At 48.9% G+C, this 18,100-nt stretch carries 12 protein-coding genes; 7 read left to right on the top strand and 5 right to left on the bottom strand.

What is annotated here, in order from left to right; all coding sequences use genetic code 11:
- Nucleotides 1–227 precede the first annotated feature (227 nt).
- Nucleotides 228–1,310: a phosphotransferase enzyme family protein gene (locus ACESTD_RS15835; protein ID WP_373159004.1), complete on the top strand. Its 1,083-nt coding sequence runs from the start codon at nucleotides 228–230 to the stop codon at nucleotides 1,308–1,310.
- Nucleotides 1,301–2,035, top strand: coding sequence for a carbohydrate-binding family 9-like protein (locus tag ACESTD_RS15840; protein ID WP_005826029.1), 735 nt, complete (start codon nucleotides 1,301–1,303; stop codon nucleotides 2,033–2,035). The genes ACESTD_RS15835 and ACESTD_RS15840 overlap by 10 nt, the downstream gene beginning before the upstream one ends.
- 562 nt (nucleotides 2,036–2,597) lie before the next feature.
- On the opposite strand, the gene lpxA is transcribed toward ACESTD_RS15840, so the two are convergent.
- The 4 genes from lpxA to ACESTD_RS15860 all read right to left on the bottom strand — a co-directional run bounded on the left by lpxA (nucleotide 2,598) and on the right by ACESTD_RS15860 (nucleotide 9,519).
- Entirely contained in the window at nucleotides 2,598–3,365 is a 768-nt protein-coding gene (lpxA, locus tag ACESTD_RS15845; RefSeq protein ID WP_373159003.1) for an acyl-ACP--UDP-N-acetylglucosamine O-acyltransferase, read from the bottom strand.
- Between the two features lie 99 nt (nucleotides 3,366–3,464).
- A complete protein-coding gene (locus tag ACESTD_RS15850) occupies nucleotides 3,465–4,850 on the bottom strand; it encodes a TolC family protein (protein ID WP_057097415.1) in 1,386 nt (461 codons plus the stop codon).
- 19 nt (nucleotides 4,851–4,869) lie between these two features.
- The gene (locus ACESTD_RS15855) at nucleotides 4,870–8,289 is read right to left on the bottom strand and encodes an efflux RND transporter permease subunit (protein WP_022401866.1); all 3,420 of its coding nucleotides are present in this window, start codon (nucleotides 8,287–8,289) and stop codon (nucleotides 4,870–4,872) included.
- 54 nt (nucleotides 8,290–8,343) lie between these two features.
- On the bottom strand, nucleotides 8,344–9,519 hold the full coding sequence (locus tag ACESTD_RS15860; protein ID WP_005833830.1) for an efflux RND transporter periplasmic adaptor subunit: 1,176 nt from the start codon (nucleotides 9,517–9,519) through the stop codon (nucleotides 8,344–8,346).
- Nucleotides 9,520–9,827: 308 nt separating this feature from the next.
- On the opposite strand from ACESTD_RS15860, the gene ACESTD_RS15865 reads away from it, so the two are divergent.
- Nucleotides 9,828–11,783 carry an Ig-like domain-containing domain gene (locus ACESTD_RS15865; protein WP_005833829.1) on the top strand — a complete coding sequence of 652 codons (1,956 nt, stop codon included), beginning with the start codon at nucleotides 9,828–9,830 and terminating at the stop codon, nucleotides 11,781–11,783.
- Nucleotides 11,698–12,612 carry a DUF3108 domain-containing protein gene (locus ACESTD_RS15870; protein ID WP_080545834.1) on the top strand — a complete coding sequence of 305 codons (915 nt, stop codon included), beginning with the start codon at nucleotides 11,698–11,700 and terminating at the stop codon, nucleotides 12,610–12,612. The genes ACESTD_RS15865 and ACESTD_RS15870 overlap by 86 nt, the downstream gene beginning before the upstream one ends.
- On the opposite strand, the gene ACESTD_RS15875 is transcribed toward ACESTD_RS15870, so the two are convergent.
- Nucleotides 12,557–13,000: a PaaI family thioesterase gene (locus tag ACESTD_RS15875; protein WP_005826009.1), complete on the bottom strand. Its 444-nt coding sequence runs from the start codon at nucleotides 12,998–13,000 to the stop codon at nucleotides 12,557–12,559. The two genes, ACESTD_RS15870 and ACESTD_RS15875, sit on opposite strands and share 56 nt — an antisense overlap.
- A 178-nt stretch (nucleotides 13,001–13,178) precedes the next feature.
- Between ACESTD_RS15875 and ACESTD_RS15880 the strand changes: the two genes are divergently transcribed.
- The 3 genes from ACESTD_RS15880 to ACESTD_RS15890 all read left to right on the top strand — a co-directional run bounded on the left by ACESTD_RS15880 (nucleotide 13,179) and on the right by ACESTD_RS15890 (nucleotide 18,095).
- Nucleotides 13,179–14,378, top strand: coding sequence for a glycoside hydrolase family 88 protein (locus tag ACESTD_RS15880; protein WP_005833826.1), 1,200 nt, complete (start codon nucleotides 13,179–13,181; stop codon nucleotides 14,376–14,378).
- Nucleotides 14,375–15,919 (top strand): sulfatase, encoded by a 1,545-nt coding sequence (locus ACESTD_RS15885; RefSeq protein ID WP_016272089.1) that lies wholly within the window; start codon nucleotides 14,375–14,377, stop codon nucleotides 15,917–15,919. Before ACESTD_RS15880 ends, ACESTD_RS15885 begins: the two co-directional genes overlap by 4 nt.
- 145 nt (nucleotides 15,920–16,064) lie before the next feature.
- Nucleotides 16,065–18,095: a patatin-like phospholipase family protein gene (locus tag ACESTD_RS15890; protein WP_373159002.1), complete on the top strand. Its 2,031-nt coding sequence runs from the start codon at nucleotides 16,065–16,067 to the stop codon at nucleotides 18,093–18,095.
- Nucleotides 18,096–18,100: the final 5 nt, after the last annotated feature.

The raw sequence follows: 18,100 nt of genomic DNA on the forward strand, positions 1-18,100 counted from the left end.
AGATGTAGAAAGGAATAGACACTCGTTTCCACTCACAAAGATAGTCGCGGTCTTGCTTTTCATAGAGGAAATATAGGTATATTTTGTACAAGACTTCTTATTTATTAGGCAGTTTTTGCGGTTATGTTTGGATAAATGTATAATTTTGGAAGCGCGCCGAACGATACTTGTCTTTTGATAGATGGCAATCGGCGTATCTTTGTAAACAAATTAATTCATTTATTATCATGAAAGACCTTTTACCTATTGTATCTCATTTTCAAATGCAGGGTACGGTTCGTGAAATCAAGCCTTTAGGCTCAGGCCTGATTAACGATACGTACAAAGTGACCACCGCTGAGGCCGATGCGCCGGACTATGTTCTGCAACGTATCAATCATGCCATTTTCCAGAATGTAGAGATGTTACAGTCCAATATCGAGGCTGTGACCGGGCATATCCGTAAGAAGCTGGAAGAGAAAGGAGAGGCCGATGTCGAGCGTAAAGTGCTTCATTTCATCCCCACGGCCGAAGGGAAAACCTATTGGTATGACGGTGAGAACTACTGGCGTATCATGACTTTTATTCCCCGTGCCAAGACTTACGAGACGGTGAACCCCGAATATTCCTATTATGCGGGAGCTGCCTTCGGTAACTTCCAGGCTATGCTTGCCGATATTCCAGATACATTGGGCGAGACAATTCCCGATTTCCACAACATGGAGTTCCGTCTGAAGCAACTCCGTGACGCTGTGGCTGCCGATGCGGCGGGACGTGTGCAGGAGGTGCGGTACTTCCTGGATGAAATAGAAAAACGTGCCGATGAAATGTGCAAGGCAGAACGCTTGTTCCGTGAAGGCAAACTGCCCAAACGGGTATGCCACTGTGATACGAAAGTAAACAACATGATGTTCGACGAAGACGGTACGGTGCTTTGTGTCATTGACCTGGATACGGTGATGCCCAGCTTCATCTTCTCCGATTATGGCGATTTCCTTCGCTCAGGTGCCAACACGGGGTTGGAAGACGACAAGAATCTGGATAATGTGAACTTCAATATGGAAATATTCCAGGCATTTACCAAGGGGTATCTGGAATCGGGCAAATCCTTCTTGTTGCCGATAGAGATTGAGAATCTGCCTTATGCGGCTGCCTTGTTCCCATACATGCAGTGCGTACGCTTCCTGGCAGATTATATCAACGGTGATACTTATTATAAAATCCAGTATCCGGAGCACAATCTTGTGCGTACCAAGGCTCAGTTCAAACTGTTGCAGAGCGTGGAGGAGCATACACCGGAGATGAAAAAATTCATTGACTCATGTATCTGAAAAAGTTTTTAATGACGATAGCGGCAGCTCTTTGCATGTTGCCGCTATCTGCAATTAATCCCCAAAATAGTAAAATGAAAGAATTGAATGTAAAGAAAGTAAGTGCGGCCAATATACCGGTAGAGTCGGTTCCGGCTCTTCTGGATGAAGAGAAGGTGGCGTTTCAGCCCGTAAACACAGTGAATTGGGCTGCTTTTCCTTATACTCCCGATGTGGAATTCCGCATAGCGCATACGGAAGATGCCATTCTGCTGCATTTCAAGGTAAGGGAAGCGAGTGTACGCGCAGTTGCAGGCCACGATAACGGTCCGGTTTGGGAAGATGCGTGTGTAGAGTTCTTCTCTGTGCCTGCCGATGACGGAGTGTACTACAATATGGAGTGTAATTGTGCCGGGACTCTGCTTATTGGGGCAGGTGCCGGACGTGGAAACCGCCAGCATGCCCCGCAAGAGGTGCTCGATAAAGTACAGCGTTGGGCTTCTTTGGGACGTGAGGCTTTCGACGAAAGAGTAGGTGAGTGTGCCTGGGAAGTGGCCCTGGTCATCCCTTATTCCGCTTTCTTCCTGCATGACATCACTTCGTTGGATGGAAAGACGCTCCGTGCCAATTTTTATAAATGTGGTGACAAGCTCCAGACTCCCCATTTCCTTTCCTGGAATCCGATAGGTCTGGAGAAGCCGAACTTCCATTGCCCGGAGTTCTTCGGTACCCTGCATTTCGAGTAGTAGTAGAACAAAAAGTTACTCAACTTGCCCTCACCACTATCACCGCTTTTCTGAAACTCCCTATTCATCGCCCTTTCAAGGGTGAGTGAGAGCAAATAAAAAGGGTGAGGGCAAATTCTACCCTCACCCTTCCGGGCGTACCCGGTTGCTTCCTGCTCTTTCCCCGTCTTTTATAAGACAAGACGGGCCATTGTCTACAGAAACAGTATAATAAATCCCCTTTATATACTTAATCCGTTAGTTCACAACACTGAACAGTTTGTTCCAGCATTAGAGAACACTTTGTTTCAGTATAGAAAAACACTTTGTTTTCATATAATGGAACGAACTGTTTTGTTAAGGGAAACAAAGTGTTTTCTATAAGGAAACAAAATGTTTAGTTAAAGGAAACAGTTTGTTTTACTTAGCATACTGCCTGGAATGAATATGCATCAAAAAATAGTAAAAGATAATGCAGGAACTATTGTAGAGGAATATAGAAAAAGGCACGAACTACGCAAACTTACAGAAAAGAATTTATCCATCCGTATTGTCTGCGTGATTCGTGCCCGAAGAAGGGTGTTTACTTCACGATTCCTTTGGAATTCTTGATGAAGTTGATGATATTGTGTATCTCGTCACTCATCGGTACTTGGTCTTCAATCTTCTGCAAGGCATCCTGCACGCTGAAGTTTCCCTGGTATACCAGACGGTAGGTATTTACGATATGGCGCAATACACGTTCGCTCACCTGGTGTTTGTGTTGAAGCACAGCAGCGTTGATGCCGTGGTATTCTGCCGGATTACCGTTCATGATGATATAGGGCGGCACATCCTTTGATATGCGGCAGCCAGCTTGAATCAGTACCCAACTTCCAATGTGGCAGTATTGGTGCAGAATGACATTGCTGCTCAGAATGGTACAATCGTCTATCTGACATTCTCCGGCTACGGTAGTCTTGATACCCAGTACACAATGGTTGCCTATCTGCACGTCGTGGCAGAGGTGTACACCATCCATCAGGTAGTTTTCATTGCCGATGCGGGTAGCGCTTCCTGCATGGGTAGCACGGCTGATAACCACGTTCTCGCGGATGTCGTTATTATCACCGATAATCAGCATACTGCTCTCTCCCGTATAGTGGAAGTCTTGCGGTTCGGCACCCAGAACGGCATTGTGATGTACCTTGTTCCCTTTTCCCATGCGGGTACCGTGCAGAATTTTTGCACCCGACATAATAATACAGTCATCACCGATTTCCACGTTCCCTTCGATAAATGCAAAGGGCTGGATGGTTACATTCTTGCCGATTTTTGCGGCAGAATCTACATAAGCTAACGGACTTATCATAGTAATTAGCGATTAATGATTAATGATTAGTGATAAATGGTTAGTGATTAGGATTTACTATTTCATTAATCGCTAATCACTAATCACTTATCGCTCATTTTATTCTCTTCCTCCTCCAAGCGCTTGATACAGGCTGATAACCGCCTGCATGCTGCTGAAGGTGTCGGATACTTCTGCAAGCTGTGCGCTGAGGTAAGACTGCTCGGCAGACAAGACTTCCAGATAGGTCGACGTGCCTAAGTTAAACAATTCTTTTGTATCTGAGGCAGCTTGGCGGGCAGAATTTACTTGAATAGTGCGTGAAACGGCTTTGTCCTTCTCCATTTGATACAGGTGCAGGGCGTTGCTCACTTCATTTCCGGCATTTAGCAGGGCGGTTTGGAACTGAATCTTAGCCTGCTCCTCTTGTGCCTTGGCTTGTTTCAGACGGGCAATGTTGGCACCGCGATAGAACAAGGGTTGCGTCAGCGAACCGATGGCGGAAGCCAGCAGTTTACCCGGGTTGACGATACCTGCACCGGAGTTATTGGTCCAGCCTCCCGAACCGCTCAATGTAATCTGCGGGTAGAAAGCGGCACGGGCGCTGTTGGTATTATAGTAGCTGGCAGCCAGTGACATCTCGGCAGCTTTCACGTCCGGACGGTTGGATAGCAACTGCAAGGGGATACCTACTGAAAATTCCGTAGGCAGCTGTTGCTCTTCCAGTACACCGCGTGCGATGCTCTGTGCCGGTTGGTGCAACATCAGGCAGAGGGCGTTTTCGGTTTCGCGTATGCTCTGGCGTATGTCGGGCAGTGATGCCATGACTTGAGCGTAGGCAGTGCGGCTCTGCTCTACGGCAGCAGAAGTGGTTCCGTAGATGCCTGCATCTTTCATGGCTTGCACGGTCTCCAGGTTCTTTTTCAGAATCTCGACGGTGCCTTCGGTGATTTGCAGTTGGCGGTCCAGCATCAGCAGGGTGTAGTACATGTTGGCTACGCCGGCGATGACTTGCGTCTGAACGGCTTGTTCGTAGAATTGCGTCTGCTTCAAGCTAACCTTTGCTTGTCGCTTCGGGTTCAGCAGTTGACCGAAGAGGTCGACTTGCCAGCTTGCGGTGACGGGCAGGGAGTAGATTTGTGTAGCCTTTCCCTTGTCCCAGCTGCTGACGGTTCCTTGCGGAGACAAGGCAAGCATCGGAGCATAGGCAAGGCGGGCAGACATCAGTGCGGCTTGTGCTTGTTTCACGTTCAAGGCGGCACTGCGCAGGTCACCGTTGTTGGTGAGTGCTTGCTCGATAAGTGTCTGCAGCTGCGGGTCTGTGAACACTTCTCTCCAAGGCAGATTACCGAAGTTGGCCGTATCTGCGGCTAATGTATCGTTCACGGACGCCGTGTCGCGATACAGTCCGGCAGTTGTTATGTCTTCGGGTCTGTCGTATGATTTGTAGATGTGGCAACTGCTCAATAAAGCAGTTGCGCACATCAGGCATATTATTTTCTTCATAATCGCTAATCGTTAATCACTATTTTGTATATTGTTCAATCTCCGGTTCTGCATCCGAGTTGTCCACATCTTCCCATTCCATCGGCTTGAATTTCTCCTGCAGGTACTGGAATGCCACGAACAGTGCGGGCACTATGAAGATTTGCAGAATCATACCGATTAACATACCGCCGATGGCAGACGTACCCAGCGTACGGTTACCGTTGGCACCCGCACCGGAAGCAAACATCAGCGGGAGCAGACCGACAATCATTGCCAACGACGTCATCAAGATAGGACGCAGACGGGCTGCGGCACCCAATACGGCTGCCCAGGTGATACTCATACCCATTCTGCGGCGTTCGAGGGCAAACTCTACAATCAAGATGGCATTCTTGGCCAACAGACCCATCAACATGATGAGGGCAATCTGCATATAGATGTCATTGGACATCGTACCCAGAATCATTTTCAGTGCCGGGATGCTGCCCAATGCGCCTATACCGCCTACAAAGAGGAAGCTACCCAGCAGACCGAACGGCACGGACAGCAATACGGATAAAGGCAGGATGTAGCTTTCGTACTGGGCACTCAGCAACAGATAAACGAATACGAAGCACAATATGAAGATGAGTCCCGTAGTGCTGCCACTCGTTTCGGCCTCTTCACGCGCCATACCTCCCAACTCATAACCGAAACCGGCAGGCAGGTTTTCCTGCGCCACTTCGGCAATGGCTTGCAGAGCCTGACCGGAAGTGTAGCCTGATGCGGGAGCCACCATCACCTTCATGGAGGTGTAGAGGTTGAAACGGCTGATGACGTCAGGACCATATACTTTCTTGATGGAGATGAACTGCGTGATAGGTGCCATCTCGTTGCCGTTGCGCACCTTGATGCTTTGCAGTGTTTCCATATTCTTGGTAGCATCAGGTTCGGCTTGTACCATTACGCGGTACATCTTACCGAAGCTGTTGAAGTTGGAAGCATACAAACCACCGTAATATCCCTGCAAGGTAGTCAAGATATCATTGGGGCTGATGCCTGCTTTCTTACAAGCGGCAGCATCAATGTCCAGCTGGTATTGCGGGAAGTGGGGGTTGAAGGAGGTCTTGGCGGAGTTGATTTCCGGACGCGCTTCCAGGGCAGCAGTATAGTTGTTCACCACGTCGAAGAAGTGGTTCAAATCACCACCCGTCTTGTCCTGCATGTTCAACTCGATGTCGCTTGAAGCCGAGTAACCCGGAATCATAGGTGGCGCGAAGAACAATACCTGCGCTTCCTTGATAATCTTTTGGGCGCGCATGTACAAGGTGGCGTACACAATCGTGGAGTTCTGCATCGTGGAACGTTCTTCCCAGTTCTTCAGCTTGATGATGAGTGAACCGTAGGAGGGGCCTTGACCGCCCAAGAAGCTATAACCTGAGATAACGGTACGTGACTGTACGGCAGGGTCTGCAGCAACCAAGCTGTCCACACGGTTCAAAATCTCTTGTGCGCGTTCTTGTGAAGTGCCCGGAGGCAGTGTCACAGCGCCCATGATGGTACCGGTGTCTTCGTTGGGCACCATACCGGTCGGGGTTATCTGCATGAATACGCCCAACAGTACAATAGAGCCGATAACCAGTCCTGCCGATATCCAGCGTTTCTGGATGAAGAACAGCACTTGTTTCTTATACTTGCCCAGGATACCGTTGTATGAGTCATTGAAGGATTGTTTGAACTTGTCGGTAGTCATACCTGCCAACGCCAGCACACTGATGATAATCATCAAGCTACACAGAATGGGGTGTTCGCTGAAGCTGAACAGACCGAAAATCATGCCCAGGATAGCTACCGTCACGAAGAGCAGTGTAATGCCGGGACGCATCAACCGGCCTATAGAGTCGGCATAACGTGCAATCATAATCTTGCGGGCTTCCTTGGCGGCAACGCCTACACGCTCTTTCAGACTTTCGTGTCCGCCGTTGTGAGGTTTCAGGAAGATGGCACACAGCGCAGGACTCAGGGTCAGGGCGTTCAGAGCCGAGAAACCGATGGCAATCGCCATGGTCAAACCGAACTGACGGTAGAAAGTACCTGCCGTACCTCCCATGAAGCTCACGGGAACGAATACGGACATCATCACCAACGTAATGGAGACGATGGCACCACCCAGTTCACTCATGGCGTCGATGGAAGCTGTACGGGCCGATTTGTAGCCCTGGTCCAGCTTGGCATGGACGCCCTCGACGACGACGATGGCATCATCGACCACAATCGCAATGGCAAGCACCATGGCCGAAAGGGTCAGCAAGTTGATACTGAAGCCAATCAGTTTCAATACAAAGAAGGTGGCAATCAACGCCACGGGAATGGCGATGGCGGGAATCAACGTGGAGCGCATATCCTGCAGGAAGATATACACTACGATGAACACCAGGATAAAGGCCTCGATCAATGTCTTGATTACCTCATGTATGGAAGCGAAGAGGAAGTCGTTGGCACTCTGTGCAATGTTTATCTTTAAGCCGGTGGGCAGTTTGCTGGAATAGTCGTCCAGTAGGGCCTCGATATCCGAGATGGTCTGCGTGGCATTACTGCCTGCCATCTGGAAAATGATACAACTCACGGCTTTATGTCCGTTTACCATATTGTTGAATCCGTATGACAGACGGCCCAGTTCCACATTTGCTACATCCTTCAGACGGAGTATTTCACCGTTCTCCAAGGCCTTGATGACAATGTTCTCGAACTCCGTAGTCTGTTGCAGACGTCCTTTGTAACGCAGAGTATACTGGTAGGTTTGGTTACCGCGCTCACCCAACTGGCCGGGAGCCGCTTCGATGTTCTGTTCGCTCAAGGCGGCAACCACATCGTTGGGGATAAGTTTGTATTGGGCCATTACATCAGGTTTCAGCCAGATACGCATGGAGTAGTCTTGTCCCAATACCATGGCATCGCCCACACCGTTGACACGTTTCACCTCAGGGATAAGGTTGATGTTGGCGTAGTTTTCCAGGAACTCGATGTTGTACTGGTCTTTTTCATCATAGATGGAGAATACCATCAACATGGAAGTCTGGCGTTTACGGGTGGTTACACCGATTTTGGTAACTTCGGCAGGCAGCAAGCCTTGCGCCATGGAAACGCGGTTCTGTACGTTCACCGCTGCCATATCGGGGTCGGTACCTTGCTTGAAGTAGATGGAGATGTCGCCCGAACCGCTGTTGGTGGCGCTCGAACTCATATACATCATATTTTCCACACCGTTAATCTGGTCCTCCAGCGGAGCGATAACGGAGTTAAGCACCGTTTGGGCATTGGCACCTTGGTAAGTCGCACTTACCGATACGGTGGGAGGTGCAATGTCCGGGTATTGGGTGATAGGCAAGGTAGCCAGACCAATAACTCCTAAGATTACTATCAGGATGGAAATTACCGTTGATAGTACCGGACGGTTAATAAATCTATCTAATTTCATTTCATGAACAATTAAGGAATTAAAAATTGAAGAATTTTTTTATTTTTCATTCTTTCATTGAAACGCAGTCTGAATATTGCCTTCTTTCTGGTCTTTTAGGGCCTTCTGGTATTCGGCTTCCTTTTCAGCAGGCGTGATGGGCGTGATGGACTGTCCGTCCTTCAGGTTCTGTACCCCTTCGATAACGATTTTTTCGCCTGCTTTCAAACCTTCCGTCACGTAATAATACTTGCCGTCGTCTAAGCTGAACACTTTAACTTCGGTATTTTTCAGCGTGTTGTCCGGTTGCAGTACGAATACGAACTGCTTGTCCTGGATTTCGGTAGTGGCAGACTGTGGAATCATGATGACATCATGCAGCGGGTTGGGGAATACCACATTGCCGGTGCTTCCACTACGCAGCACGTTGTGCTTGTTGGGGAAGAGGGCACGCATGGTTACCGAACCGGTAGTCTGGTCAATGACTCCGCTGATTGTCTCCACGCGGCCACTGTCGGCATACATGGTTCCGTCGATGAGCTGCAACTGTACATTCGGCATCTTTTCCAGAATTTCCTTGGTGCTACCGCCTTCACGAATCTGTGACAAGAGTTGGCGTTCGGTCATGGAGAAGTAGGCGTACATTTCGGAGATGTCGGCAACGGTAGTCAGCGGGCTGGCTACGGAAGGACTAACCAAGCTACCTACGCGGTAGGGAATGCTACCTACTACACCGTCACTGGGGCTGGTTACACTGGTGTATGACAAATTGTTCTTGGCATTGACCAATTGGGCATTGGCTTGTGCTAGTTGTGCCTTTGTCTGTGCCAGCTGGTTTTCGGCCATTTGCAAATCGTAGTCACTGATGATGTTTTTCTTGTTCAGTTCACGTTTGTTGTTTACAGTCAGTTCTTGTGTGTTTACGGCAGCTTTGGCTGTTTCAACAGCAGCTTTGGCCGAATTTACGGCTGCTTGATACTGTACGGGGTCGATGCTGAACAACACTTGTCCTTTGCGCACTGTTGCGCCTTCGTCCACGTGCAATTTTGTGATGAACCCACTCACCATCGGGCGGATTTCTACATCTTGTTTCCCCTTGATAGTAGCAGGGTAGCTGTTTGTCAAGTTGGCAGTGGTGGTCTTTGCCTCAATCACTGCAAATTCGGGAGCTTTACCCGTTCCTTTGTCGCCTTGTCCGCAACTGCTGAGCAGTGCCAGGCAACATGCCAATAATACTAATCTACTCTTCATACTCTTTTTTGTTCTCTGTATAATTTTATATTCTTCTTTTTTTCGATTCTTGAAAGGCGTTTTTGTGTGTAATTCATGATTTAGAAATAAGGCAGGAAAAAGAAAACTGAATACTCCTATTCAGTTTTCGTCTGCAAAAATATTCTTTTCTTAGTATATAAGGTGTGAAACACTTCCTTTTTTAACTATGTTTCATACATAGATGAGAACGAAAGGACATTTTTTGATTAAAATACTGTAAAGCATACCGCTAATTGGCAGATAACCTTTATTTTTGCAGCATGTTAGAACGTAAACGCCATACTAAAATGAAGCCGCTTTTCCGCAGGTTGTTGGGGGGTGTTGCCATAGCTGCCGCACTGTATTCTTGTGCCAGTGTAGGCCGCATTGAAGGAGGACCTTATGATGAGACTCCTCCGCGTTTTATTTCCGGTACTCCCACGCCCGGCGCACTCCATCACAATAAAAATAAACTTTCCATTGAGTTCGACGAATTTATCAAGCTTGACAAGCCGAATGAGAAGATTGTAATATCCCCTCCGCAGGTGCAGCAGCCCGAAATTAAGTCTAATGGGAAGAAGGTGGTCATCACCCTGCAGGATACATTGAAACCCAATACCACTTATACATTCGATTTTGGTGATGCCATCCAGGATAATAATGAGGGGAATCCCTTGGAGAATTTCTTCTATTCTTTCTCTACGGGCGACCGTCTCGACTCTATGGCTGTGGCCGGTACAGTACTGAATGCGGCCAATCTTGAACCGGTGAAAGGAATGCTGGTCGGTCTGCATGCCAATCTGGCCGACTCCGCTTTTACCAAACTTCCTTTTGAGCGGGTGGGGCGTACGGACAGTCGCGGACGCTTCTCTATCCGTGGAGTGGCTCCCGGCAAGTATCGCATTTATGCCTTGCAGGATGCCGACCAGAATTTTGCCTATTCCCAGCCGACGGAAGTGATAGCTTTTAATGACTCTATCATCATTCCTTCCATGGAAGAGCGCATGCGCCAGGATACGACCTGGATAGACTCGCTGACAGTAGATACGATTGTAGAACGTCAATATACCCACTACCTGCCGGATGATGTTCTGCTGCGTGCTTTCAAGGAGCTTTCCTTCTCGCAACGTTTTTTGAAGGCCGAACGGTTGACTCCGGAGAAGTTTTCGCTCTATTTCACTGCTCCGGCAGACACGTTGCCTTTATTGAAAGGATTGAACTTTAATGAGGAAGATGCGTTTGTTATAGAACAGCCTACCGGCCGGAACGATACGATTCATTATTGGATAAAGGATTCTCTGCTCTATAAGCAGGATTCCCTGAAAATGAGTATCACCTATTTGTATACGGATAGCCTGAAACGATTGGTACCCCGTACCGATACTTTGAATGTGCTGGCGAAGTTGACATACGACAAGCAGCAGAAGCAGAAGCAGGAAGCGAAGGAAAAGGAACAGAAAGAGCGTGAGAAGAAAAAGAAGAAGTTGAAGGAAGGTGAGGTGGAAGAGCCCGAGCCGACGGAATTCCTGGCTGTAGATGTGTATGCCCCTTCTGCAATCGATGTATATGATTATCTTACTCTGTCGTTTACGGAGCCGGTGGCAAGCATAGATACCACCGCTTTCCATCTGAAACTGAAAGTGGACTCGTTGTGGCAGGATATCCCGTTCGACTTTATGCGCGACTCTTTGGACTTGAAGCGTTATAATCTGTTTGCCGAATGGGCACCCGGCGAAAGCTATACATTTGAAGTGGATTCTGCTGCCATACGCGGGTTGTACGGGTTGTTCTCCGACAAGATAAAGAAGGACTTCAAGGCCAAGAAGCTGGAAGAGTACGGGCAGATATTCTTTAATGTGCATGGAGCGGACTCTCTGGCTTTTGTGGAACTACTGGACGGTCAGGACAAAGTGCTGCGCACGGTGCCGGTGGTGGATGGGAAAGCCGATTTCTATTTCCTCAATCCGGGCAAATATGGAGCGCGGCTGATAAATGATACGAATGGGAATGGCGTCTGGGATACGGGAAACTACGCCGAGAAGCGCCAGCCTGAAATGGTTTACTATTATCCGATGGTTCTGGAGCTTAAAGCGAACTTTGATTTGACCCAGGAATGGGATATTAAGGCCAAGTCCCTGGATAGGCAGAAGCCGGACGAACTAAAAAAACAAAAACCAGATGAAGACAAGAAAAAGCAAAACAGGAACAAAAATAACCGCAGTGGCAATAGCAGCCGCAACAGTGGTAGAGGCCATAGCTATTAGGCGGAAGCAATTGTTCATTCTATTAATGGTGGGAGCGGTCTGTTTGGGAACCTCCCAGTCTGTTCAGGCCCAATGTACTGCAAAGAATGAAGCTTTCCAGTCGGGCGAGCATGTCATGTACGATTTATATTTCAATTGGAAGTTCATTTGGAAGAAGGTGGGTCTGGCAAGCCTCACTACCAATGCCACGACTTACCATTCCGAGCCTGCATTTCGCTTTAACTTGCTTTGTGTAGGCAGTAAAAAGACCGATTTTTTCTTCAAGATGCGTGATACGTTGACTTGTTATGTCAGCGATAGGTTGGAGCCGCTCTACTTCCGTAAAGCGGCAGAGGAGGGAAGCCGCCATACGGTGGACGAGGCTTGGTTCTCCTACTCGGACGGACTGGCGAATGTAAAGCAGAGACGCACCTGGCACAATCCCGTGCGTGAGGCTCAGGAGATGGAATACAGTGATAGTCGCTGTATCTTCGATATGTTGAGCATTTTGGCGCAGGCGCGCTCTTATGACCCTAAAGACTACAAGGTAGGGCAGAAGATACTCTTTCCCATGGCCACAGGACGCAGGGTGGAAGAGCAGACGTTGATTTACCGCGGCAAGGAGGAGGTCAAGGCGAATAACGACACCGTTTACCGCTGCTTGGTATTCTCTTTCGTAGAGTACAAGAAAGGTAAGGAGAAGGAGGTCATCACCTTCTTCGTATCCGATGATAAGAACCACCTTCCCATTCGCTTGGACATGTATTTGAATTTCGGTTCGGCCAAGGCATTCTTCAAGAGTGTCCGGGGCAACCGCTATCCGATGACGTCTGTGGTAAGGAAAAAGTGATGTTATCCCCTTTTCTAAATACACTGGATTCGAAAGTGGCAATCAGTTTTCCCTCCTGGTTGGTGACGTCGATCTGGTAATATCCGGTGGTGCGGCCGATGTAGCGTTCGCGTGCTTCGGCATACAGTACATCGCCCGGTCCGCTGCTGCGCAGGAAGGTGATATTGGACGAAAGAGAGAAGGCCAATGTTCCGTGGGAGTTGGCTGCTGCTGCCAGTGCCAGGTCGGCAAGGGTGAAGATGGCCCCTCCTTGCGTACGGCCTCCTGCATTGAGATGCTCTGCCGTGATAACCAGGCGTGCCTTGCTGTATCCTTCCTTTATTTCTATCAGTTCTACACCTGCATTCGTGGCGAAGCGGTCGTTCTTAAAAAACTCTTGTGCGGTCATGGGGAGTAATGATTAATGTTTAGTGATTAATGATTAATGGGTGGAAAATATGTGCTTCCGGACGCAAAAGTAACGATTTTAGCCATTAATTGAATTATTTAGGCGGGTCAAATCTGTACACTTGCTCTACTTTTGCAGCAGGAAAAATCATAAACTCTTAATAAATAAATCCCTTATTATGAAAACAGTCCTCACTACATTGGGAATCTCCCTCCTTGTATTGGCAGGTTGCGCAGGGCAAAAGCAGGCTGAAAGCAACTTTATCCAAGAAAACATTGATAATGCTGTGGCTCAGGAGACAATTCAGACAGACATTATCGAAAAATCCGGTAAAATCCTTAATCCCCGTACCATTGATAAGGATGGGAACATTGTCTATGTACCTATCGACGATTGGTGTTCCGGCTTCTTCCCCGGTAATATCTGGCATATGTACGAGTTGACCGGTGACCAGAAGTGGCTGCCGCTGGCAGAGAAGTATACCGAGGATTTGGATTCGGTACAATACCTTACCTGGCACCATGATGTGGGCTTTATGATTGGCAGCAGCTACCTGAACGGATACCGTTTTGCGGGTAAGGAGGAGTACAAGCCGGTCATCATACAGACAGCCAAATCATTGTCTACCCGTTTCCGCCCTGCAGCAGGCGTACTTCAGTCATGGGATGCAGACAAGGGGTGGCAGGCTGAACGTGGCTGGAAATGTCCCGTTATCATTGATAATATGATGAACCTCGAACTGCTGTTCGAAGCTTCCAGGCTGTCCGGCGACTCCACTTTCTATAACATAGCCCGGAAGCATGCCGATACGACTATGGCTAACCATTTCCGTGAGGACAACAGCTGCTATCATGTGGTGGATTATGACCCCGAAACCGGTGAAGTCCGTAAGAGACAGACTGCACAAGGCTATGCCGACGAGTCTGCTTGGGCACGTGGACAAGCGTGGGCCTTGTACGGCTATACCATGTGCTATCGCTATACACACGATGCCAAATACCTGGAGCAGGCTGAAAAGGTCTACAACTTTATCTTCAACAACAAGAATCTTCCGGAAGACTTGGTTCCCTACTGGGATTTCGATGCTCCCAATATCCCGAATGAACCTCGCGATGCTTCGGCAGCTGCCTGCACGGCGTCCGCCCTTTACGAGCTGAGTACTTATCTGCCGGATAAGGGATACAAGGAAACCGCCGACCGGATTATGGAAAGCCTCGCTTCTCCTTCCTACCGTGCCAAGGTGGGTACCAACGGCAACTTCATCCTGATGCACTCTGTGGGCAGTATTCCTCACGGTGCGGAGATTGATGTACCGCTGAATTATGCCGACTATTACTTCCTGGAAGGATTGATGCGTAAAAGAGACTTGGAAAAATGAAAACTCAATTAAATATTTTGTTAGGTGGTTTAGGTTTGTTCGCCTTGCAGGGCTGTAAAGCCCCGCAGGCGGAACAATCCGTCCAGCCGAATGTCATTTACGTTTTTCCCGACCAATACCGTAACCAGGCGATGGAGTTCTGGGGCCAGGAAGGTTTTCGCGAGAAAGTGAACTTTCGGAATGACCCGGTGCATACCCCACGCTTGAATGATTTTGCCCGGGAGTCGGTGGTATTGACATCTGCCATGAGCAACTGCCCGTTGAGCAGTCCCCACCGTGGTTCTCTGTTGACGGGAATGTATCCTAATAAGAGTGGTATTCCATTGAATTGCAATTCGAGCCGTCCCATCAGCTCCCTGCGTGAGGATGCTGTGTGTGTGAGTGATGTTTTCTGCAATGCCGGATATGACTGTGCCTACTTTGGCAAACTGCATGCCGACTTTCCTACCCCCAACGACCCCGAACGTCCCGGACAGTATGTGGAAGACCGTGTACCTGCATGGGATGCCTATACGCCGAAAGAACGTCGTCATGGGTTCAATTACTGGTATTCTTACGGTACCTTTGACGAACACAAGAATCCGCATTACTGGGATACGGAAGGCCGTCGCCACGACCCGCGCGAGTGGTCACCGTTACACGAATCGGGCAAGGTGGTGTCTTATCTGAAGAACGAGGGGAATGTACGCGACCCGAAGAAACCTTTCTTCATTATGGTAGGCATGAATCCTCCCCATAGTCCGTACCGTTCTTTGGACGACTGTATGGAGGAAGATTTCAATCTCTATAAAAACCAGCCTCTGGACAGCTTGCTCGTCCGTCCGAATGCCGACTCCAAGATGCTCAAGGCAGAGAGTGCACGCTACTACTTTGCTTCTGTGACGGGTGTCGACCGTGCTTTCGGTCAGATACTCGATGCCTTGAAGGAACTCGGACTGGACAAGAATACCATTGTCGTGTTTGCCTCCGACCATGGAGAGACCATGTGCAGCCAGCATACGGAAGACCCGAAGAATTCCCCGTACTCCGAGTCCATGAACGTTCCTTTCCTGGTGCGTTTTCCCGATAAGATTAAGCCCCGCGTGGACGACTTGATGCTTTCCTCGCCGGACATCATGCCTACCTTGTTGGGTCTTGCCGGTCTTGCCGACTCCATTCCGGCCGAGGTGCAGGGACGCAACTATGCACCGCTTTTCTTCGATGAAAAGGCGGATATTGTACGTCCCACCGGCGCTCTCTACATCCAGAACCTGGACGGTGAGAAGGATGCGGAAGGTATGGTCCGTTCCTACTTCCCTTCGTCGCGCGGCTTTAAATCGGCGCGCTACACGCTGGCGCTCTACATTGACCGCGAAAACCATAAGCTGGTCAAAAGTTTGTTGTTTGACGATGAAAAGGACCCGTATCAGATGAATAACCTTTCTTTGGAAGAAAACCAAGAAGTCGTAAAAGACCTTTGCGCAGAGATGGGCAAAGTGTTGAAAGAAATTGATGATCCTTGGTATAAGGAAGGTATCTTGAAGGATATGATACCTTATTGATTGGAAATGGGTTATAGATAATCCTCCATAAATTGCTTGAACGTTTTTTGCGACCCGCTTCGACTGATAGTGAACTATTTGTCGGAGCGGGTTGTTTGATTCAGAGTGGAATAAATTACCAATACGTATTAAGTAAATGATGGAGATGAAGTATAGACTATGGGCTTGTTTGTTGTTTTTGCCGATGGTCCTTTGGGCGTCCGGGCGTCCGAAAGTGGCTGTCGTACTCAGTGGGGGTGGCGCCAAAGGGACGGCGCATATCGGTGCTCTGAAAGTAATTGAAGAAGCGGGTATCCCTATAGATTATGTGGTGGGCACTAGTATGGGGGCCATTGTGGGCGGTTTGTATTCTATCGGATATACCCCACAGCAATTGGACAGTATGGTGAATGCCCAGAACTGGAAATTCTTGCTCTCGGATGCCCCCAATCCTAAGGATGTGTTGCTGGATGACCGGTTGAAGTCGGAGCGCTATGTACTCTCCATTCCGTTTTCTTTGAAATCTGCCGCTGTTTCGGATGCGGGTATCATAAAAGGGAAGAACCTGGCACGTTTGTTCTCCACATTGACAGAAGGTTACCAGGATTCTGTGGATTTTAGCCGTCTTCCTATTCCGTTTGCCTGCGTGTCGGAAAATCTGGTGAATGGCAGCGAAGTAGTGTTCCATGAGGGAATACTGGCCACTTCCATGCGTTCCAGCATGTCCATTCCCGGTGTGTTTGCTCCGGTAGACCTGGATGGAATGGTGTTGGTGGACGGTGGAATGGTGAATAACTATCCGGTAGATGTGGCGCTTGCCATGGGGGCCGACTACATTATCGGGGTGGATGTGCAGAGTCCGCTGCTTAAGGCTTCCGAGCTGAAATCGGTGAAAGACATCTTCGGGCAAATCATTAATCTGCAAGGAGAGAAGAAATACCGTGAGAATCTGCGTAATACCGACGTGTTGATAAAGGTGGATGTCACCGGCTATTCGGCTGCAAGTTTCACCAAAGAGGCCATCGACACTTTGATGGTGCGGGGAGAGCGTGCTGCCATGGACAGTTGGGACGGACTGCTTGCCCTGAAACGGAAGCTGGGACTTGCAGAAGATTATCAGCCTCGCCGCCCGGGACCTTTCCGCTTGCCCGGCGCGGCTGTTGATAGGGAGATTCCCGTTGATTCCCAAATAGCCGCCCCTGCTGTACGGGAGAACAAACTGAATGTCGGTTTTCGTTTTGATACGGAAGAACTGGCGGCGTTGCAGGCAAATACGGACTTCTATTTCGGCCGGCAGCGGGAGTCGCTGGCCAGCCTCACCGCCCGTCTGGGCAAGCGTACACTGGCACGACTCGGATATAGTTATCAGTGGGACGGTGGATGGCAGGCAGGACTTGCCTATCAGTTCGACTATAAAGATATGAATATTTATAATGAAGGCAAACTGACGCTGGATTTGACTTTTACACATCAGCTGGTCCGTATGGGGGCGGCGAAGGACTGGAACAATATCCAGGTCAGTTTGGGCATTGACTTTGATTACTACCACTATCATGATTTGCTGTCGCTCGACCCGTTGGCTTCGGCACTGTTTGAGAATTCGTCCTTATTCAGTTACTTTGCCGGACTTGTGTTCAACAACTTGAATGAGAGGAGCGCCCCTACAAAAGGCATGTCGTGGGCGGTATCCTACCATCTCTATACGGATAACCTCTTCCAGTATAAAGACAACAATCCTATTTCTGTTTTCGATGCCCGTTGGCAGGGATGTTTCTCTCCGTCGAGTAAGCTCACTGTCACTCCTTCGTTTTATGGACGCGTATTGTCCGGAAGCGATAATTATCCTTTTGCCATCATCAATATGGTGGGGGGGACCATACCGGGGCGCTATATGCCACAGCAGATACCGTTTACGGGCATCAACCGTGCGGAACTGTCACAAGCCGCATTGCTGGTTGCAGGGCTGAACCTCAGACAGCGTATCTTGAAAAACCAGTATATATCAGTGATGGGCAGTTATGGGCGAAACTCCGGGAAGTTTCATCAGATTCTTGACTCTTCCGAATCGGTTTATATGGCAGGGGTAGGCATCGGCTATATGTACAAGAGTTTTCTGGGACCAGTGGAGATACAATTGAATTGGTCCAACCAGACGAAGAAAGTAGGGTGGTATGCCGGGTTCGGATTCGTATTCTAACAGGG

The sequence above is a fragment of the Bacteroides sp. AR20 genome (assembly GCF_964250605.1).
GTDB classification, from domain to species: Bacteria; Bacteroidota; Bacteroidia; order Bacteroidales; family Bacteroidaceae; genus Bacteroides; species Bacteroides uniformis.

Bases quoted from the DNA above. Each gene is read 5' to 3' on its own strand.
- ACESTD_RS15835 (WP_373159004.1), top strand. From the start codon at position 228: ATGAAAGACCTTTTACCTATTGTATCTCATTTTCAAATGCAGGGTACG.
- ACESTD_RS15840 (WP_005826029.1), top strand. From the start codon at position 1,301: ATGTATCTGAAAAAGTTTTTAATGACGATAGCGGCAGCTCTTTGCATG.
- lpxA (WP_373159003.1), bottom strand. From the start codon at position 3,365: ATGATAAGTCCGTTAGCTTATGTAGATTCTGCCGCAAAAATCGGCAAG.
- ACESTD_RS15850 (WP_057097415.1), bottom strand. From the start codon at position 4,850: ATGAAGAAAATAATATGCCTGATGTGCGCAACTGCTTTATTGAGCAGT.
- ACESTD_RS15855 (WP_022401866.1), bottom strand. From the start codon at position 8,289: ATGAAATTAGATAGATTTATTAACCGTCCGGTACTATCAACGGTAATT.
- ACESTD_RS15860 (WP_005833830.1), bottom strand. From the start codon at position 9,519: ATGAAGAGTAGATTAGTATTATTGGCATGTTGCCTGGCACTGCTCAGC.
- ACESTD_RS15865 (WP_005833829.1), top strand. From the start codon at position 9,828: ATGAAGCCGCTTTTCCGCAGGTTGTTGGGGGGTGTTGCCATAGCTGCC.
- ACESTD_RS15870 (WP_080545834.1), top strand. From the start codon at position 11,698: ATGAAGACAAGAAAAAGCAAAACAGGAACAAAAATAACCGCAGTGGCA.
- ACESTD_RS15875 (WP_005826009.1), bottom strand. From the start codon at position 13,000: ATGACCGCACAAGAGTTTTTTAAGAACGACCGCTTCGCCACGAATGCA.
- ACESTD_RS15880 (WP_005833826.1), top strand. From the start codon at position 13,179: ATGAAAACAGTCCTCACTACATTGGGAATCTCCCTCCTTGTATTGGCA.
- ACESTD_RS15885 (WP_016272089.1), top strand. From the start codon at position 14,375: ATGAAAACTCAATTAAATATTTTGTTAGGTGGTTTAGGTTTGTTCGCC.
- ACESTD_RS15890 (WP_373159002.1), top strand. From the start codon at position 16,065: ATGAAGTATAGACTATGGGCTTGTTTGTTGTTTTTGCCGATGGTCCTT.